This window comes from Corynebacterium sp. UMB10321 (assembly GCF_030228725.1).
GTDB classification, from domain to species: Bacteria; Actinomycetota; Actinomycetes; order Mycobacteriales; family Mycobacteriaceae; genus Corynebacterium; species Corynebacterium pseudogenitalium.
This window is the reverse complement of sequence record NZ_JASOZC010000001.1, coordinates 339,693-356,845: the sequence shown is the minus strand read 5'-3', so window position 1 is coordinate 356,845 and position 17,153 is coordinate 339,693. Positions and strand designations below refer to the sequence as shown.

Below are 17,153 nucleotides of genomic sequence, written 5' to 3'. Positions count from 1 at the left end.
CTGAAGCGCTATTTCAGTACTGCAGAATTCAAGTAGGGTGGGTTGCGTGTCTGCGAAATTGAAGAAGTTAGCTGAACTGTCCAAGCGAGGCCCCCACAAGGTGCTGGAAGGCGACCTCGGTTACACCGGTTTGCCAGGCAAGGTCTACACGCCTGCGGAAGGTAAGAACCTGCCAGCCGTCGCCTTCGGCCACGACTGGCGCCAGAGTGTCGACGACTACCACGGCACACTTCGCCACCTGGCCAGTTGGGGCATTGCGGTCGCCGCGCCAGATACTGAAAAGGGGTGGCGCCCCGACCACGCTGGCTTCGCCGCCGATTTAGAAACCGCCCTGCAAATCCTGACTGGGGTGCGCCTCGGGAACGGCAAGATTAGCATCCACCCACAGCGCCTCGGCGTCGTTGGCCACGGCATGGGCGGCGGCGCTGCCGTACTCACCGCGGTAGAAAACCCGAAGGTGCAGGCAGTCGCCGCAATTTATCCGGCGAACGTGGCGCCCTCCGCAGTAGAGGCGGCCCGGCGCGCACTTCGCCCAGGGCTCATCATCGGCCCCGGCGAGGACGGTGACTCGCTCTTCGATCCAGGCAACCCCGCCAAGCTCGCATACAACTGGGCAGGCGAGGTGGCCTACCGCAGCGTCAAGAAAGGCGAGCAGCAGAGCTTCTCGGAGGACTCACTGACCAAGCGCCTGCTCGGCCTGGGCAAGTCGAGCGCCTCCCTGCAGACCACAGTGCGCGGCCTGCTCACCGGGTTCCTCCTGCACCAGCTAGCCGGGGAGAAGAAGTACTCCTCCTACTCCGAGCCGGACGCCGAAGGAAAGAACGTCACGTCCTATACCGGTGAGGACCTCGCTGAGCTGGCGGGCCTCACCAAGGACGACAGCCTCTTCTCATTCTTCTAACGTGCCGGGCTGACCAGCACGCTTCATCTCCCCCGGTGCTTCCGGGGCGTTGGGGCGTGCCTCGGTACGGATCGACGCGATTCCGCCCTGCGGCGGGCGGCGAAACGGGAACAACCGCTCGCCACCCTGTGGAATGACAACAGGTTGGCGTTTGTAGCCAAGCGCGGCGGCCCTTCGCTGCTCGGTAAGCATCATCTCCATTTGGCGATGGTGCTCAGCGATCATCTTTTCAAAGTTCTCCATCCGCATCGCCGTGCGCTGACGGTACTCTGCTGCAAACCTTGAAAAATCCATTTACCATTCCCCCAATTTCTTGACGCCCCAAGCATCAGCCGGGTCTGTATCTGCTGGCTGCTGCTCAGCGTGTTGTTCTGATGACGTCTCTGCTGCCGCCGGTGCCGTCATCGCTTGTTTTTCTGCCGGCACTGGTGGCTGCTCCACCTCGCCGAGTTGCTCAGGTGGCACGAACACACCGTTTTCGTCGACTGCCGGTGCAGGCTCCGGCGCAGGAGCGGGCTCGGGTGCCGGCGGTGCCGGTGGTGTTGGTTCCGCGACGTCACACGGCACCTCCACAGCCTCCGTCGCGCACTGCCAGGCCGCGTCGATATTTGCTGCAAAGACGTTGATGCTTTCAATGACGACGGCCGCGCCCGTTTGTGCAAACGCGCCCGTGAACGCCTGCGCAGCGTCGCACTGCTCCTGTACCGGTGCGAACAACGCCGCTGCGTCGCGTGTCACGGCCTCGATGGGCGCGTTAACATGCACATCGACGTCGAAGTTAAAGGCCACGTTGATCCCTGCCGCACCTGCCAGCGCCGCTGACGCGGACTGCGTGCCGACGCTCTCCAGAGAAACAAGGCGCTCGCACGGCTGCGGCGGTGTCGGCGGCACAGGAGCAGGGGCAGGGGCAGGCACTGGTGCTGGCGCTGGTGCAGCAGGCGGCGCGGCAACACTCGCACTGGCGGTCGAGCTGCTTCCGGCTGCGTGCGCAGCCGTCGCTGGCGCCGCAGCAGGCGCACTTCCAACTGGCTTTCCGCCGGGCGCCTGACTGCAAGGCTGTTGTGCTTCCTCCACGCACACCGCGATCGCATCGAGGCACTCAGCGACAGCCACGTTGCATTCTTTCGCTGTCTGGCTCGCCTGCCGCATCGCATCAATTACGACCTGCACCAATGGGCGAATCAGAGTGGCGATTCCAAGCTTCGCAAGTATCTCAAGGTGCGAGTGCGCAAGGACCACGAACTGTTCCACCGCCAGGTTGGACGTCTTCTTGACATCATCTATAGCGCTGCAGCACGAGGTAATCGAGCTTCCCAGCTCATTTAGGCGTGTAAAGTGCTGCGTCTCCGAATCTGCCGAGCATCGCTCCCGCGACCCCACGCCGATCTGCTCAAACCACTCTTTACTGCCCGGCGTATCCTGGCAAGGCGCCTTCAACGAAAACCTGTAGCCCACGGCGTCACAATTGAACTGTGACAGCGAGACACCGACCTGGTGGAAGCCGCGTAGGTCCTGGCAGCGGGTGGCCTGCAGCTCCCGAATGACTTCCTTCGCTAGTGCCTGCAATTGGTCGCGCTCAGGCCCCTCCAGGGCTGGGGCCGTCGCAACTGACTGAGAGAAGCGCTGCACCCCTTGTTCGACAACGTCGCTGGTTACCATGCGGAACCCACCCCCGAAATGCCATCGGTGGCGTCCTCGTCAGCGTCGCGGACCTCCTGTGCAAGGCTGCGAATCCCCTCCCACTGCTGCGTTCGCTCCTGCAACAACCGGAGCGAGTCCGCATAGACCGCTTGCATCGCCGCCGTGATGCGCTGGCCCTGCAAGGCAAAACCGGCACCGAAGTCGTCCGCACCCAGGTCTGGTTGCTGGCGGGCAAAGTCCGTGGCGGTGTCTTCGTAGGCGGAGATGGCGTCGGCAAAATATGACCGCACCGCGTCAACGTTGAGGCTGACGCCCTTGTTGTGCACAGTGTTTACCGTGTTCACCATGTTCAAAATTTCCCCCAAAATCCACGTCGGCTCACCACCGACAGTTCTAACTACTTCTCTTAGTTAGACTCCCCCAACGGCCCCGCGGTTCCCCGCGAGGCCAAATTTCTTACCAACGGACTCTACACTGCCGCAACGACTGCTGCGAGGCGACCCGCCACCTTTCGGGCTTGTTCTTCCTCGGCGGCCTCCACCATGACGCGGAACAGCTCCTCAGTACCGGAAGGACGAAGCAGCACGCGACCCGAGTGCCCGAGCTCTTCCTCGGCCTCATCGATCGCAGCCAGCACCTCCTGCGAGCTCATAATCTTGGACTTCTCCGACACCGGCACGTTGATGAGTACCTGTGGCAGCACCTGCATCACCTGTGCGAGTTCCTTGAGGCTCTTGCCGGTTTCCGCCATCTGTTCCATCAGCAGCAGCGCGGACAGCGTGCCGTCGCCAGTCGTGGCGTGCTCCGGGACAACGATGTGGCCGGACTGCTCGCCACCAAGCGAGAAGTCCCCACGGTTGAGCTCCTCGAGAACGTAACGGTCGCCCACCGCGGTCTGCTTCAGTGCAATGCCTTCGCGCTCCATGGCGAGGGTAAGTCCCAGATTGCTCATGACCGTGGCTACGAGCGTGTTGTCGCGCAGGTTGTTCTCGGCCTTCATGCCGCAGGCCAAGATCGCCATAATCTGGTCACCGTCGATGATGTTGCCTTCAGCGTCGACGGCGAGGCAGCGGTCCGCATCACCGTCGTGTGCCACGCCAAGATCAGCACCGTATTCGACGACGGCCGCCTGGATCTTGTCCATATGAGTGGAACCGGAGCCATCGTTAATGTTGAAAGCGTTCGGCTCGTTGTAGATCGCCACAACCTCGGCACCGGCGGCCTCGTACGCCTTCGGGGCGACCTCGGACGCCGCACCGTTCGCACAGTCCACAACGACCTTGATGCCCTTCAGGCTGGTGCTCATCGCCTCTTTGAGGTGCGCCAGGTAACGATCCTGCGCGTCCGGCGCCTCCTCGATCACGCGGCCGATACGGGTGCCGGTTGGCCCACCTTCTTCAAGCGTGTCGAGAGCCCTCTCAATTTCGTCCTCGACCTCATCAGGCAGTTTGTGGCCACCCGCGGAGAAGAACTTGATGCCGTTATCCGGCATGGGGTTGTGGGACGCGGAGATCATCACACCGATGTCCGCACCGTAGTCATCAGTGAGGTACGCCAAGCCGGGAGTAGGAATCACGCCGACACGCAGGACATCCACACCTTTCGACGCCATGCCCGCAGCCATCGCTGCCGCAAGCATTTCGCCGGACACGCGTGGGTCGCGGCCAATCAGCGCCGTCGGGCGGCGCTTCGAGGACTCACGGTCCTTCGTTAGTACGGTCGCGGCGGCGGCACCGAGCTTCAGTGCCAACGACGCCGTCAGTCGCTCATTGGCGAGACCTCGGACACCATCAGTTCCAAACAATCGAGTCATGCTGTTTATTATGCACTACCGACAGCTATACAAAAACAACAACCGCCCACCCGGCCAGTGCCAGGGGGCGGTTGATGATACAACCAGCGTAGTGATTAACGCTTGGAGTACTGCGGTGCACGACGGGCCTTGTGCAGACCAGCCTTCTTACGCTCGACCGCACGAGCGTCACGGGTAAGCAGACCAGCCTTCTTCAGGGTTGGGCGCTCAGCCGGGTTGTAGATGTTCAGCGCACGGGCAATCGCCAGACGCAGCGCACCGGACTGACCGGTTGGGCCGCCGCCCTTGATGTTTGCCTTGATGTCGAACTGGCCCTCGCGCTCGAGCAGGGTCAGCGGCAGCAGGATGTCCTGCTGGTGCAGCTTGTTCGGGAAGTAGTCCTCGAACTCACGGCCGTTGACCGTGATCTTGCCTTCGCCCTCAACGACGGTCACGCGAGCGATTGCGCGCTTACGACGACCAACGGTCTGGATTGGGCCCTCGTGCAGCGGTGCAACCTCAACGGTGTCCTGGGTCTCCTCGACCTCTGGAGCAATAGCGTCACCGATGGTGTAGTTGAACTCTTCCGTCGCCGCGGTTGCCGCGTCGATGTCGGTCTCAGCTGCAATGTTGTTCTGATCAGCCATTACTGTGCCACCTGCTTAAACTCGTAGGTTTCCGGCTTCTGAGCCTCGTATGGGTGCTCGGAGCCGACGAAGACGTGAAGCTTCTTGATGGACTCGCGGGAAAGCTTGTTGTGCGGCATCATGCCCTTGACAGCTTCCTCGATAACGCGGTCCGGACGCTCATCGAGCGCACGACCAAGCGTCATAGCAGTCAGACCACCCGGGTAGCCGGAGTGGCGGTAGCGCATCTCGCGATCGCGCTTGTTCGAGGAGATGTGGACCTTCTCGGCGTTGATCACGATAATGTGATCGCCGGTGTCAACGTTCGGTGCGAACTGTGGCTTATGCTTGCCGCGCAGGATATCCGCTGCAGTCGACGCAAGCTTGCCCAAGACCACGTCCGTGGCGTCGATGACGTACCACTTACGGGTAATGTCACCGCTCTTTGGGTGGTAAGTAGACATGCATGACTCCTTCAAGTCTGTCTAGTTGGCTGCCGGCCATAACGTATAAAACTGTGCGCTGTATCCCGCTCAGACGGCGGCCGGTGGAGACCCGACAAGCAGCACGGCACACAAGCTGCAAACTTTACAGCACAAAGCACTGAACAGCAAGACGCTCCCCCTGGCGCCTTGCTGTTCAGCAAGCTTCTGTGTAGTTATCCCCAGCTGTTTGCCGCGGCATTGTTTACCGCGAGCATGGTGGAGTTGCCGTCTTCAACGGTGCTGGCGATCTGGTTCAAAATGGTGTTCAGATCCTCTGCGGCCTGGTCCCACTTCGCCTGGTGTGCCTGGTACGCGGACGCTGCGGTGCCCTCCCAGGTCTGCGCCATCGGCTGGATGATCTGCTTCAGCTCGTTGAGCTGGCTGGTGATGCGGGTCGCCGACGAGCGCATGTCTTCAGCTGCGTTGGCGATCTGAGCGAAGTCGTACTTGATTTGCATGATGAGTATGTCCCTTTACATTCGGAAGATGGTCGTTGTGTCTGCTGAGAACCGCTGGGAGCGTTTTAGAGAGCCAAGCCCGCGGAACCGGACAGCGAACGGAAGTTGTCGGTGTTCGTAGCGTCGGTGCTCTCGTAGTTCTTGGCGTTGTCGCGGATGTTGTTCGCGATGTCACGCAGCGCTTCGGAGAGGCGTCGCTGCGCGTCGTCGTAGCGGACCATCAGGTCATCGAAGCTGCGCTGCGCATTGCCCACCCAGTAGCTGCGCGTGGACTCCGCGACCTGCTGCACGCGGTCGATTTCTCGGTTGACGTTTGCGTTGGTGTCATCTGCCCGGTCGGCAGTTGCGCGCATGACGTCGGCTTCTGTTCTGAACTGTTCCATGTTCAATCCCCCTACTAGGTACTGTGTCTTGGTTGTAACGACAGCCTTCCAAGCTGTTCATATAGTTGGACGCACGTTTTGGTGCTCCGGTTCCCTCAATGTTGAAGAAACTTTTCTCCCCACCCTCCCACCACGTTTATGCTGCGAGTTTGCCTCACCCCTCTCCTGTCGGTGGCGTGAATTCGGCGGTGTCGAAGGCCATCTGACACGTCGCCTGCTGCACCCTGCTGGGCGCCTGCCGCGTCTGGCACGCCACGAAAAGCTGGTAAGAATCCTGCGCCCAAGTTCGCCACAGCGTTTCGGCGCCTCCGGGGGCGGTCTCGCGGTACGTCACGGCGTGGAGGTTGTGATCCACGAGCGTGAGCTCGGGGTCGCGCTCGATACCCCCGAGCAGCTGCGCTACGAACTGCTCGGGCGGCAGCGTGTAGCGGTTCTCTGCGGAGATCAGTACGCGCATGTCGGGGTCGGCGCCTGTTGCCATCCAGCCCTGCTCGTGCTGCGCGAGTTGGAACCCGGGAGGCAGCTCAATCGCAAGTCCGTCCTGCGCGATTCGCACGGCGGTAGGCTCGCTCGCAATAGAAGGAGAGGGGCTTGTTGACGCCCGCGAGGCCGTCGGTTGACTGTGCAGCACAGTGGTCGATGTCGCCCCTTCTGAAGCCTGGGCAGACGTGGGCGAAGAGGGCGTCGATAAGAAACGAAAGAGCACGAACCCGCAGATTGCTGCGACCACAACCACTGCGGCGCCGAGGGCGACGAACGGCCACCACGCGCGACGTGGTGCAAGGTCTGCGGCCGTAATCGCGGGTTGCTCTTCGGTCGGAGGGTCAGCCTCTACCTCTAGGCGCTCGGCGGTAATAGTGACGTCGTAGCCACTCATGGCCTGCTCAAACTGATCGAGGTCCTCGGGGCTCGCGGCGATCTGAATCACGGCGCCGCCCGGATCTGGCCCGAACAGGCCACGCACGTACTGCGCGACTTCCCGCGGGCCGGGGCCGTCAAAACGGTGGACGTTGGCGGCGCCGGTGAACACGGTGTTCGTGGGCGGCATGGTGATGCGGAGATCGGGTTTCATAGGGTGGCTCCTTCGGAGTAGGGTGCAGCGACTTGGACCAGGCCTCGGGCCTCGCCGGATTGGACGAGCAGGCCTCGGCCGGGCGGCTGCGGGGCTGGGCGCACTCCGAAGAGCGCGCCTTCGTCCCTGGTTCCGTCGAGGATGACGACGTCGGGCAACAGGTCCTTCAGCGAGGACAGGAAGCTGCCGAACATGGCGCGCGATACTCCGCCGAACTTGCGGGCGGCCACCACGTGCAGGCCAATGTCGCGGGCGTGCGGGAACAGCGTGGCCAGCTCGCGCAGGGTGTCCTCCGGGACGAGCTCGAGGTCGTCGATGACGAGATAGAGCTCCGGGCCTTCCCACCAGGAACGCTGCGCGAGCTGCTGCGGGGTCACATCCGACCCGGGTAGCCTGCCGCGCAGCGTGGTGATCAGCGCACTGACCGCCTCGTCGACGGCGCTGGTAGAGGCTGCGTAGGCCGCCACCATGTCCGGGTTCGCCCGCCCGAGGTGCGCGCGGCGCACGTCCAGAATCACCATGCGGGCCTGCTCACGGCCCATCGCCTCAATCGCGGTGATGGCCGAGGCAATCGCTGTGGACTTGCCAGCACCGCTCGCACCGATGACCAGCAGGTGACCAGACTCGCTCCACAGCGGTGCAAGTCGGGGTCCACCGACGCCGAGTGGCAGACGTTGGCCTCCCGAGGTGAGCAGGTCCGCAACCTCCACGTGACTCGGCAGCACTCGCAGGCGTGGCACCGGAGGCTGACCCTGCGTCGCTGCACAGACGTGTGCCACGTCCTGCGCGGAGGTGTGCGCGACCAGCATGAACGCCCCTTCTTCGGTAATGCCGCGGCCCGGCAGCGCGGGAAGTTTCGCCTGCACCTTCCTATCAATCACCGAGTCCATCGGTTCGGTAAGATGCAGCTCAATCCTCGTGCCAATCACGTCGCGGACGTTCGCGCGGATCGCGTTCCAACGCTGCGTAGTCGCAACCAGGTGAATGCCCACAGCCGGGCCTTCCGCAGCAAGACGAGTCAGCGGTTCACGCAAGTCTTCCGTCTTCGCATCCGGTGCGAGCAACGTGTGCCAGCCGTCCACAATCAACACGGTGTGGCGCTTCGTGCGCCGCTGCGGGTCGTCGAGCATCTCGACCAGCTCGTCGACGACGCGGCGCACGCGCTCCTCGTCCGTGCGCTGCGCAACACCGGCCACATGCGGCAGTTCGGCGACGTCGCTGAAGTCGCCGGAGCCGGCGTCGATAATGTAGAAGCACAGCTCGTCAGTGGAGTGGCGCAGCGCGAGCGACGCCACCATCGTGCGCACCGCCATCGACTTGCCCGTCTGCGGTCCACCCGCGAGCGCCACGTGGCCACCCGCCACCGACAGGTCCAGCACGAGCGGCACCTGGCGCTGCTTGATCGGCTCGTCAATCACCCCGATAATCGCCCGCAGCTTCGGCATCGACTCACTGCCACCGTAGACCTGCGAAAGCTCGATCTGTGCAGGCAACGGCGGCAGCCACACCTGGTGCGCCCGCATGCCCAGGGCATCCGCCACCTCCCTCGACTTCTCGACGACCGCCGCCAGCAACGTCGTCGTCGCATCAGTATCGACACCGACACTCTCCTTCGCGTCCTCCACCGGCGGAGGCTCCCACCCGTGAAACAGGCGAACCTCCACGGCCGCCTCGCGCCTGGTCACGCCGCGGGCGCGCTCCAGCGGCCCCGACACGTACGCCGCGCGGAAACGCTCCAAGTCGCCTGAGCCCGTGGACAAGAAGCCCGCGCCGGGCTCGCTGGGTAGCTCGTAGGCGTCCGGCACGCCGAGCACCTGGCGGGATTCGGCCGCGGAGAACGTCTTGAGGCCGATACGGTAAGAAAGGTGCGAGTCCAGCCCGCGCAGCTTGCCCTCCTCCAAGCGCTGGGAGGCAAGTAGCAGGTGCACGCCCAGCGAGCGGCCAAGTCGGCCGACGGCCACGAACAGGTCAGCGAAGTGCGGGTGTTGGCTGAGCAACTCAGAAAACTCGTCCAGGATGATCACTAGCGCCGGCAGCGGCGCGAGGTCCTCGCCCGCGAGCCGGGCCGCGGTGTAGTCGGTGATATTGGCGTAGTTCCCCGCCTTGCGCAGTAGCTCCTGACGTCGGTTCATCTCACCGGAGATGGCGTCGTACATGCGCTCAACCAGGATGGATTCGTCCTCCAGGTTGGTAATGACCGCCGAGGTGTGAGGCAAGGACTCGCAGCCGAGGAAGGTTGCGCCGCCTTTGAAGTCCACGAGCACGAGGTTGAGTTCCTCCGGCGAGTGCGTCGCGGCGAGCGCCACAACGAGTGTTTTTAGAAGTTCCGATTTACCAGACCCCGTCGCACCGATGCACAACCCGTGCGGGCCCATCCCGCCCTGGGCGGACTCTTTCAGGTCCAAGTAGAGGGCCTGGCCCTGGGCAGTCGAGCCAATCGGGACCATGAGGCGCTGTCGGGTGCCTTCGCGTCCGGTCCACATGGTGTGCTCGTTGAGCTCGGCGATGTCGTTGATGCCGAGCATCGGGAGCAGCTTGCCTCCGTGGGAGGCGCTTTCGGCGCTGAGCAGCTCGGGGCGGCGATAGAACGCCAGTTGGCGCGCGATCAGCTCCGCCTCTGCGACACTAATCCTGTCGGGCCTGCCCAGAAACTCTAGGCCCATCCCGGTCAGCGCGTGGAGTTCGTCGTCGCAGACAAGGTGGAACGCCTCCTCATCCACCAACCAGTCCGGGTCCGGGTGGATAACCAGCACGCACACGTTCTCGCTGCTGGAGGCACTGGTGCTGAAGGAGATCACGGAGGGGTGGGTGGTGGCGTCGAGAAGTATGACTTGGAACTCGGCCGCCTCCGGCGTGGCGGAGTGCGGCAGCCACTTCACCCACTCAAATTCTCTCGGCGCCTGGGCGGCGTCGATGCCGACGAGCTCCGGGCCGTGGAAAAACGCCAGCTGGGCAATGATCGAGCGCGCGACCTCCGCCGCACGCGGCCCCACCATCGTGATCACGGGAAACGCATTGAGCGCCACCACGATCGGCATCTCTTGGATCGTGTTCACCGCGGCGACCGTCCTGCGCAGGCTCACCGCGCACACCGGGTCGAGGTCCTCGGGCGAGCCAGGGTCGTCGACCTCGATTGGGGTATGCAGTGCCACCGCGCCAACACCAATGCGCACCTGCAGCGCGTACGGCGAGGCGGCGTACTGTTCCCAGACACGCTCCGCAGGCACCGCCGTGAGCAGGGCGTTCGGTGCCGGGTGGAGATATTCGGCGTGCTCGCGCTGGACCTCGGCGTTGCTGCGCGCCCGGTGAGCGAGGGCGTCCAGGTGGCGCAGGTAGACCCGGCGCGTCTCGTCGATGTCGCCCTGGCGTTCCTGTGGAGAGAACATGGTGACCATGCCGAAGAGCATCATGACCGGGAAGATGAGCATCATTGGGCTCACGGTGCGCCCGGACATCACCATCAGCGCCATCACAGCACCAATGGCAACCACCATGACCACCGGCAGCAGCACTTTCAGCAGCGGCATCGGCTGGTCCTTGTGCGCCTGCGGTACCGCTTCGGCGCGGAGTTGGCCGGTCGGCAGTGGTGGTGGCGGCGCGAGTGTGTGCGCCGTCGATGGTGTCACGACTGGTTCGTGGTCAAGACCTAGCATGCATTCCCCCTCATGCATTTCCCCGGTTGCGCATTCCCCCTCGCGCAACGTCTGCATGCATTCTAGGCGATGGTGCGCTACATTGTTCAAGTTAAGCGCCAAGTCGCGCATTTGTTTGTTTTCCGGGGGGATTCATCGTGGCAGTTTCTGCAACGCATCACATCGTGCACGTCACCATTCGTATCGACGTCGCTTCGCTTCACCGCGATATCGATCTCAGTTTGCCGACGTCCTCGTCGCTCTACGAGCTGATACCCGAGATCGCGCGCTTCGTGGAACTGCCGCAGCTGCACCGCCCTTGGGAGTTCACCAACGTAGCTGGCATCCCACTGGACGGACACGTGCCGTTGTACCAGCTCAAGATGCGAAACGGAGCGACGGTGGTGATGCGCCCACAGGAGCAGGCGGCACCGCCCGTGATCCGCGACGCGGCCCACTCGCTCAGCGCCGCGGCGGCTTCTGCACGCGATGTGCGTGGCCTGCACATCGGCGCGACGATGCTGGGCCTGCTGTGCATTGCAGCGGTGGCTGGCACGGTCGGCGGAGTGGCGTTCGGCGCGGGCCTGGCGGCTGCGGCGGCGCTGGTGCTGTCGCTCGCGGCGCGAAGCAGCGCGGTTTACGGGGCGTTTCTGTGCGCGGCCCCTTTCGCAGTCGGCGCCTGGGTGGCTGGGCCTCCGGCTACGTGGGACGGGTCGAGCGATACGGCAATCGGGATGCTGGCTGCCGCGATCACCGCCGTGGCCTGCGTGGTCATCGGCGCGATGCTCAGGCTGTGCGGTGCGGCCGTCGCGACCTTCGCGGCGGTGTGCGCGCTGCTCCTTGCCGCGGCCTCGCTCGGTGCGTGGTTGCCGCAGCACCACGCGGGGGCGGCGGTGGTCGTGCTGCTCGGGTTGCTGCTGGTCATGCTCACGCCCCATATCGCCACGGCCGCCGCGGGCTTGAAGGTGCCACGCATCCCCACCGCTGGCGAGGAATTTGACCGCTCGGATGTGTACCAGCATGATGTCGATGCGCGCAGCCGCACCGCGCTGACCGTATCCGCTGCGATTGCATGTGCCGTGACCACCTGCTGCTTACCGGCGCTCTACGGCATTGCCACGATGGACGCCGCACTTGGCTGGCGCGTCGCACTCGCCGGTTGCGTGGCTGGCGCGCTACTCATCCACGCGGTGCGTCACCACTACCCCACCCCGCGCATCGCGCTGACGGCGCTGGCCCTCGGCGCGCTCGGTGCTGTGGTGCTCGCCACCGTATACGAGCCAAGCCCGCACCCAGCGTTCCTCGTGGCCGCAGGCTGCATCGCCATTGTGTGCGCTACCGCCGTCATCTGGTCGCGCCGCGTGCCTGACCTCGAGCCAACCACGGTGGTGTGGTTCGAGCGCGCCGAAGCCGCCGCCATCATCGCAGTCATCCCGCTCGCGGTGCACCTCACCGGGCTGTTCGACCTCATCCGGGGGCTCTAAGCCCATGCGCACCACTGCTTCTCGACACCTCTTCGTCACCCTCTGCGTCCCGCTCGCCGTTGGAACGACGCTGCCAATCTCGATCCCGGCCCCACCGGCGCAGGCCCAGGACTACGCCTGTGCCCGCCCTGCGCACCTGCAACTAGACCGAAACACGCCACCGGAGCTTGACCCATCCGTCGCCGCGTCCCGCAGCCACGCGAGTGGACGCGGGGTGCGCGTCGCCGTCATCGACACCGGCATCGCGCGGCACCCGCAACTGCCGCCGGTCACACCCGGCCGAGACTTCGTCACACCCGACGACCCCGATCCATTCTTCGACTGCGACAGCCACGGCACCATCGTCGCCGGCATCATCGCCAGCCGCGACCTCGGCATCGCGCCCACAGCGCACCTCATCTCAATCCGGCAAACCTCCGCGCACTACCGCGAAGAGCAGGCCGCGGGATCACTCGCCACCCTCACTGACGCCATCAACAACGCCGTCGACGAACGCGCACGCGTCATCAACATCTCAATCGTCTCCTGCATGCCGCCTTACCTCGCCGCAAGCCTGGACACCCGCGAGCTGGAGGCCGCGCTCCACCGCGCCGAAACCTCCGGTGCCGTCGTCGTGGCCGCCGCCGGCAACGCCACCAACGAATGCGCCCACGGCTTCGCCGTCTTCCCCGCGCACATGCCCACGGTCCTTGCCGTCGGCGCACGCGAGGACGCCCACACTGTCGCCGACTACTCCATCGCATCCCCAAAGCCGCCGCTCTCCGCCCGCGGCACCACACCCGTGGTCCTCGCGTCCGACGGCGCAGGGTTCGCCACCGGCATCACCGGCGAGCTCCAACCCGACGGCACACCAACCGTGCAGCCCTACGTGGGCACCAGCTTCGCCGCACCCGTCGTCAGTGGCGCCATCGCCCTCCTCTTCGAGCGCTATCCACACCTCTCACCGCAACAAGTGCGTGAGATCGTCTACGCCGCCGCGGAACCCAACGGCGGGGCGCTGCGCCCAGAAGACATCGTCACGCAACTCCCACCCACGCCACCGCGCGAGGCAACCGTCACCACCATCGACGCACCGTTGCCCACCGCATCCCTTGCGGCCCGGCGCGCCGGGCTGGCACTCGGTGGGCTCTTGGCATGCATCGCGCTGACGATCGTGGCGCGCTCCCTCCGTGGGGGCCGCGGACGCCGCGGGCTCTAAGACGCCACCGGTTTCAGCGCCACCGACCGCTCGAGCGGAGCTCCGGCTGGGAGAAGCGCAACGATCTGCCACGGCGCTTCCTCGGTGTGGCGCACACCGATCAGCTCGAGGGTGGCCTGCCCGGCGACCTCGTGGCGGGCACCCTCCGGCGACACCACGAGTAGGCCTTGCCCTGTATCCACGCCGACGGCGCCCTCGCGTAGTCCCGCGAAGTGGGTCGCGGTGCCCGTCCCCGCCAGCGCAATCGCCCCTTCAAGCACGCCACCGGCATCCTTCGGCCAGGTGGCTGCGCCACGTTTGTCGTTCACGCACACCGTGTCCTGTGTGGGTTGCACCCAGCGCGGAGCCTCGTGCGGGATGCGCAGGTCCAGTGGCGGCTGCGCGTCCGGGTAATGCGCGATGTCTGCGCGGTTGACGTCGCGGGAGGCGGCGCCGGCGTCGAGAAGCACTTGGGCGGCCGTGTCAGAGACTTGCTGCACACCGCCGTGCTCCGTAAGCACCCAGGTGGCCTCCGGGGTGCGCAGTACCTCAGGGAGGCGCGGTGGCAGCGTGAACGCCGGTCCCTCGCGCAGAGCGCCGAGCACCGCGTTCGGCGGCGACCAGCGCGGCGTCGTGGCGTCGATCCCCAGGGCACGGCGCATGATGCGCCCCTCCGGCGTGGTGGATGGCGGCAGCTGCCTGCGACCGTGCGCATCGACGACCCACTCACGGTGATCCTCCACCGCCAGCACCGCCGTACCCCTCGGTAGCGGCGCAGGCGCCTGACCCGCGACCACCGTGACCTTGCCCTCGGTGTGGCACGCGGACCAGGCATGCGCCTCCGTGGCCTCAGGGGCAAACATCCCAGGAGCCGCGACGATGCCCACTGGCAGGCCGCGCGGCACCGTGGCCAAGTAGTCCCCACCGGCGCGGGCAGGCTCGGCGGCCTCCCCGGCGATGAGGCGAGCGGAAGTCAAGTTCGTCACAGGGTGCAAGGTGCCGTCGACACGCACGAACAGGCCGCCGTCAGTAGCTCGCACGATCGGGGCTTCGCCGGGGTGCGGGTTCGGGCTCATCCAGGCGAATAGCCCCATCACCGCGGCGATCAGCACCACCCCGACCGCCCCGAAGATCCCCGCGCGGCGCCGCGCCGCCAGCGGGTCATGGATCATCCGGATATCGCCGTAGATCAGGCCGTGCTCCACACGGCGCTGCATGAACCTGTGCCCCGACACCTGCGGTCGCGTTGTTGGCAACAATCGCTGCGACATGTATACCCCCGATGTTGTATCCCCCGATAACCAATAACGCTGCCTTACACTACCAAAGCTCCAGCGGTTCCGAGCCGTGCTTGACGGCGTCGTGCTGCATCTCCGCGAGCTCGGCGCGCGTAAACGCCTCGTTCACCGCGAAGATCACCGTGTCTCCCTTCACGTACACCGGGGTCAGCGCGCTATTGGCCGTGGCATTGTTCAAATTCACGCGCGGCGGCTGCTGCGCCCAGAACGACGGCGGCGATGCGATGTAAAACTTGATGTTCAGCCGTTCAACGGCCCGGTCCACGGCGTTCTTCGCCGTCGCGTCGCCGAGCACCCCGCGCCCGAGCATCTCTACGTCGAACAACGCGGTTGCGGTGTCGTCGCCTCGTGTCTTCGCTGGCCACAGGTAGTGCCGGGAGAGCGTCGGCACGCCGGTGTAGGCATACAGCCACGAATGCCCGTCCGCGGGCTCGCCGTAGGTCACGCCTTCCCACGCCACAGGCTGCGTCGCGAGCCAGTCGAACGCAGCCAGGTCGTCATCGTTGACCATTCGACCGCCAACGCGCGGAGCGGTGTAAATGCCCTCCGCCGATTGAGCTGCATTCGCGTGCACGGCGGTCGCAGTACTCGCAGCCACCACGAGGGACACGAGCACCGCCCCAATTGTCGACGCCCCCTTCGCCACCACCGTGCCCTCACGCGCGGCAACCGGCGCCAACGTCAGCATCCGAATCATCACCGAGGCCCCTATGGCCGCCGCGACGATGACGCACATCACCACCGGCAACACCAGGCGGTGCGCCGTGTTGTAGTGCAGCCCCGAAACCAGCGAAGGCACCACGTCCAGCACCGGCGGAAGCGGTGCGGTTGCCTGCACCACCGTCGCAAGTGACAGGACGTAGAACGCCACCGGCCACACCTGGCGACGCCACGCCACAACCGCCACCGCCCCCACGAGCGCGAGCCACAGCAGCACAGTCGGGTTGTAGTTCGGGAAGTACTCAGTGACGTGGCGCGTATCCATCGTGATCGCGAGCGCCCACGGATTTGGCGCCGTGCCATCCTCCGGAGTAGACCACCCCGCGACCTCCTGCGCCTGCTCGGAACCAGCAAACATCTGTGGCAGGAACAGCACCGCACCGGCAAGCGCCGGGGCCGCTAACCAGACAGTGTCCACGAGGCGTGAACGGACGGGACGAAGAAGCGTCGAAAAGCACCAAGCGAAGGCCACCGCCAGCGCAATCGTGGTCACCGGCGACGGGTGCACCGCCACCACCCCGAAGAACCCGATGGCCGCCGCAAACGCCGAGTTGTGATGCCGTGGCACCTCCAGGAACTGCCAAATCACAATGCCCGTGAGCGCAACTGCCATCATGTACGGCCACATGCCAACAAAATCCGACACCCACATCAGCTGCGGCGCACCGTACACCAGCAGCGGCGCGAACCCCGCCGCGATCTGCGCCGTCAGCCCCCGCGACCGCAGAAACGCAAACACCAGGCACGCCACGGACACGCAAGCCGCCACCGATGGCACGATCGCCTGCGCCACATTCAGCGCGGGGATCGGCGCCATCCCAGCGGTCTTGGCAAACAACGCAACCCCCGCGTGGTACCCCGAGGGATACAACAGCGAACTGTGCGTCTCCTGGTACATCAGCTCCCCCATGCGCGTTGGCGACGCAATCCCCTCATCCATGATGAAGCGCACAGTATTGGCGTGCCACTGGGAATCCCAACCCTGCACGATATTGGCCAAACCCAGCGGAGTTCCCTGCAGCCACCGCAGCTTGTCACTGATCAGCATCGCCGACCCCGCAATCACACCAAGCAGCGGCAGCACCCAGACGGGGTCAACCACACTGCCTTCGCGCCGCTCCTGCGGAGTCCCCGGCAGCAGCGCCCGACGCCACGACAGTTGCCCAGTGCCAGTCCAGCGCTCGTGGGCGCGGCGCGCAAACGCGTAGCGCCACCCCGCAGCACACAACATCACAAACACCACGCTCACAGAGAACGTCCACGGCGAAAACCTCGCCGACGTCAGGCCCCAAGACCAGGCGCTGAAGCCAATAATGCCGAAGCTCACGGGTATCGACGCCACCACCGACGCCGGCACACGCATGCCGGAGATGACGTTGACCAGGAATCCTGGCAGCACAAACACAAGTACCGCTGCTATGAACATCCCGGCAGTGACCACGCGTACTCCTTCGAGACCTAAGACGTTGAGACTGGTGAAATCT

15 protein-coding genes are annotated in these 17,153 nt (G+C 65.0%); 3 read left to right on the top strand and 12 right to left on the bottom strand.

What is annotated here, in order from left to right; translation table 11 throughout:
• Positions 1 to 46 precede the first annotated feature (46 nt).
• The gene (locus QP752_RS01730) at positions 47 to 901 is read left to right on the top strand and encodes a dienelactone hydrolase family protein (RefSeq protein WP_070975825.1); all 855 of its coding nucleotides are present in this window, start codon (positions 47 to 49) and stop codon (positions 899 to 901) included.
• On the opposite strand, the gene QP752_RS01725 is transcribed toward QP752_RS01730, so the two are convergent.
• The 10 genes from QP752_RS01725 to eccCa all read right to left on the bottom strand — a co-directional run bounded on the left by QP752_RS01725 (position 890) and on the right by eccCa (position 11,011).
• Positions 890 to 1,195 carry a hypothetical protein gene (locus QP752_RS01725; RefSeq protein ID WP_070975823.1) on the bottom strand — a complete coding sequence of 102 codons (306 nt, stop codon included), beginning with the start codon at positions 1,193 to 1,195 and terminating at the stop codon, positions 890 to 892. The genes QP752_RS01730 and QP752_RS01725 overlap by 12 nt on opposite strands.
• Complete coding sequence (locus tag QP752_RS01720; RefSeq protein ID WP_284804107.1) at positions 1,196 to 2,560, bottom strand: hypothetical protein; 1,365 nt, start codon at positions 2,558 to 2,560, stop codon at positions 1,196 to 1,198.
• Positions 2,554 to 2,889, bottom strand: coding sequence for a hypothetical protein (locus tag QP752_RS01715; protein WP_070477591.1), 336 nt, complete (start codon positions 2,887 to 2,889; stop codon positions 2,554 to 2,556). The genes QP752_RS01720 and QP752_RS01715 overlap by 7 nt, the downstream gene beginning before the upstream one ends.
• Positions 2,890 to 3,011: 122 nt before the next feature.
• The gene (gene glmM / locus QP752_RS01710) at positions 3,012 to 4,355 is read right to left on the bottom strand and encodes a phosphoglucosamine mutase (protein ID WP_070363051.1); all 1,344 of its coding nucleotides are present in this window, start codon (positions 4,353 to 4,355) and stop codon (positions 3,012 to 3,014) included.
• 95 nt (positions 4,356 to 4,450) lie between these two features.
• A complete protein-coding gene (gene rpsI / locus QP752_RS01705) occupies positions 4,451 to 4,981 on the bottom strand; it encodes a 30S ribosomal protein S9 (RefSeq protein WP_070363052.1) in 531 nt (176 codons plus the stop codon).
• Positions 4,981 to 5,424: a 50S ribosomal protein L13 gene (rplM, locus tag QP752_RS01700; protein ID WP_070363053.1), complete on the bottom strand. Its 444-nt coding sequence runs from the start codon at positions 5,422 to 5,424 to the stop codon at positions 4,981 to 4,983. The genes rpsI and rplM overlap by 1 nt, the downstream gene beginning before the upstream one ends.
• Before the next feature lie 194 nt (positions 5,425 to 5,618).
• Complete coding sequence (locus tag QP752_RS01695; protein ID WP_070477587.1) at positions 5,619 to 5,903, bottom strand: WXG100 family type VII secretion target; 285 nt, start codon at positions 5,901 to 5,903, stop codon at positions 5,619 to 5,621.
• A gap of 65 nt (positions 5,904 to 5,968) precedes the next feature.
• The gene (locus tag QP752_RS01690; RefSeq protein WP_071567367.1) at positions 5,969 to 6,286 is read right to left on the bottom strand and encodes a WXG100 family type VII secretion target; all 318 of its coding nucleotides are present in this window, start codon (positions 6,284 to 6,286) and stop codon (positions 5,969 to 5,971) included.
• Positions 6,287 to 6,440: 154 nt separating this feature from the next.
• Positions 6,441 to 7,358 carry a type VII secretion-associated protein gene (locus QP752_RS01685; RefSeq protein WP_284804104.1) on the bottom strand — a complete coding sequence of 306 codons (918 nt, stop codon included), beginning with the start codon at positions 7,356 to 7,358 and terminating at the stop codon, positions 6,441 to 6,443.
• On the bottom strand, positions 7,355 to 11,011 hold the full coding sequence (gene eccCa, locus QP752_RS01680) for a type VII secretion protein EccCa (protein WP_284804103.1): 3,657 nt from the start codon (positions 11,009 to 11,011) through the stop codon (positions 7,355 to 7,357). Before eccCa ends, QP752_RS01685 begins: the two co-directional genes overlap by 4 nt.
• Before the next feature lie 137 nt (positions 11,012 to 11,148).
• Between eccCa and eccD the strand changes: the two genes are divergently transcribed.
• Together eccD and QP752_RS01670 are read left to right on the top strand one after the other, a co-directional pair.
• Complete coding sequence (gene eccD, locus QP752_RS01675; RefSeq protein WP_256006182.1) at positions 11,149 to 12,474, top strand: type VII secretion integral membrane protein EccD; 1,326 nt, start codon at positions 11,149 to 11,151, stop codon at positions 12,472 to 12,474.
• Between the two features lie 4 nt (positions 12,475 to 12,478).
• A complete protein-coding gene (locus QP752_RS01670) occupies positions 12,479 to 13,672 on the top strand; it encodes a S8 family serine peptidase (RefSeq protein ID WP_256007714.1) in 1,194 nt (397 codons plus the stop codon).
• Here QP752_RS01670 and eccB read toward each other — a convergent pair.
• Positions 13,669 to 14,922: a type VII secretion protein EccB gene (eccB, locus tag QP752_RS01665; RefSeq protein WP_284804102.1), complete on the bottom strand. Its 1,254-nt coding sequence runs from the start codon at positions 14,920 to 14,922 to the stop codon at positions 13,669 to 13,671. The two genes, QP752_RS01670 and eccB, sit on opposite strands and share 4 nt — an antisense overlap.
• Before the next feature lie 49 nt (positions 14,923 to 14,971).
• Positions 14,972 to 17,110, bottom strand: a complete 2,139-nt coding sequence (locus tag QP752_RS01660) for a DUF6541 family protein (RefSeq protein ID WP_083329456.1) — start codon at positions 17,108 to 17,110, stop codon at positions 14,972 to 14,974.
• Positions 17,111 to 17,153: the final 43 nt, after the last annotated feature.

Bases quoted from the DNA above. Each gene is read 5' to 3' on its own strand.
- QP752_RS01715 (WP_070477591.1), bottom strand. From the start codon at position 2,889: ATGGTGAACACGGTAAACACTGTGCACAACAAGGGCGTCAGCCTCAAC.
- eccB (WP_284804102.1), bottom strand. From the start codon at position 14,922: ATGTCGCAGCGATTGTTGCCAACAACGCGACCGCAGGTGTCGGGGCAC.
- QP752_RS01670 (WP_256007714.1), top strand. From the start codon at position 12,479: ATGCGCACCACTGCTTCTCGACACCTCTTCGTCACCCTCTGCGTCCCG.
- QP752_RS01690 (WP_071567367.1), bottom strand. From the start codon at position 6,286: ATGGAACAGTTCAGAACAGAAGCCGACGTCATGCGCGCAACTGCCGAC.
- QP752_RS01725 (WP_070975823.1), bottom strand. From the start codon at position 1,195: ATGGATTTTTCAAGGTTTGCAGCAGAGTACCGTCAGCGCACGGCGATG.
- QP752_RS01685 (WP_284804104.1), bottom strand. From the start codon at position 7,358: ATGAAACCCGATCTCCGCATCACCATGCCGCCCACGAACACCGTGTTC.
- glmM (WP_070363051.1), bottom strand. From the start codon at position 4,355: ATGACTCGATTGTTTGGAACTGATGGTGTCCGAGGTCTCGCCAATGAG.
- QP752_RS01720 (WP_284804107.1), bottom strand. From the start codon at position 2,560: ATGGTAACCAGCGACGTTGTCGAACAAGGGGTGCAGCGCTTCTCTCAG.
- eccCa (WP_284804103.1), bottom strand. From the start codon at position 11,011: ATGCTAGGTCTTGACCACGAACCAGTCGTGACACCATCGACGGCGCAC.
- rpsI (WP_070363052.1), bottom strand. From the start codon at position 4,981: ATGGCTGATCAGAACAACATTGCAGCTGAGACCGACATCGACGCGGCA.
- rplM (WP_070363053.1), bottom strand. From the start codon at position 5,424: ATGTCTACTTACCACCCAAAGAGCGGTGACATTACCCGTAAGTGGTAC.
- QP752_RS01695 (WP_070477587.1), bottom strand. From the start codon at position 5,903: ATGCAAATCAAGTACGACTTCGCTCAGATCGCCAACGCAGCTGAAGAC.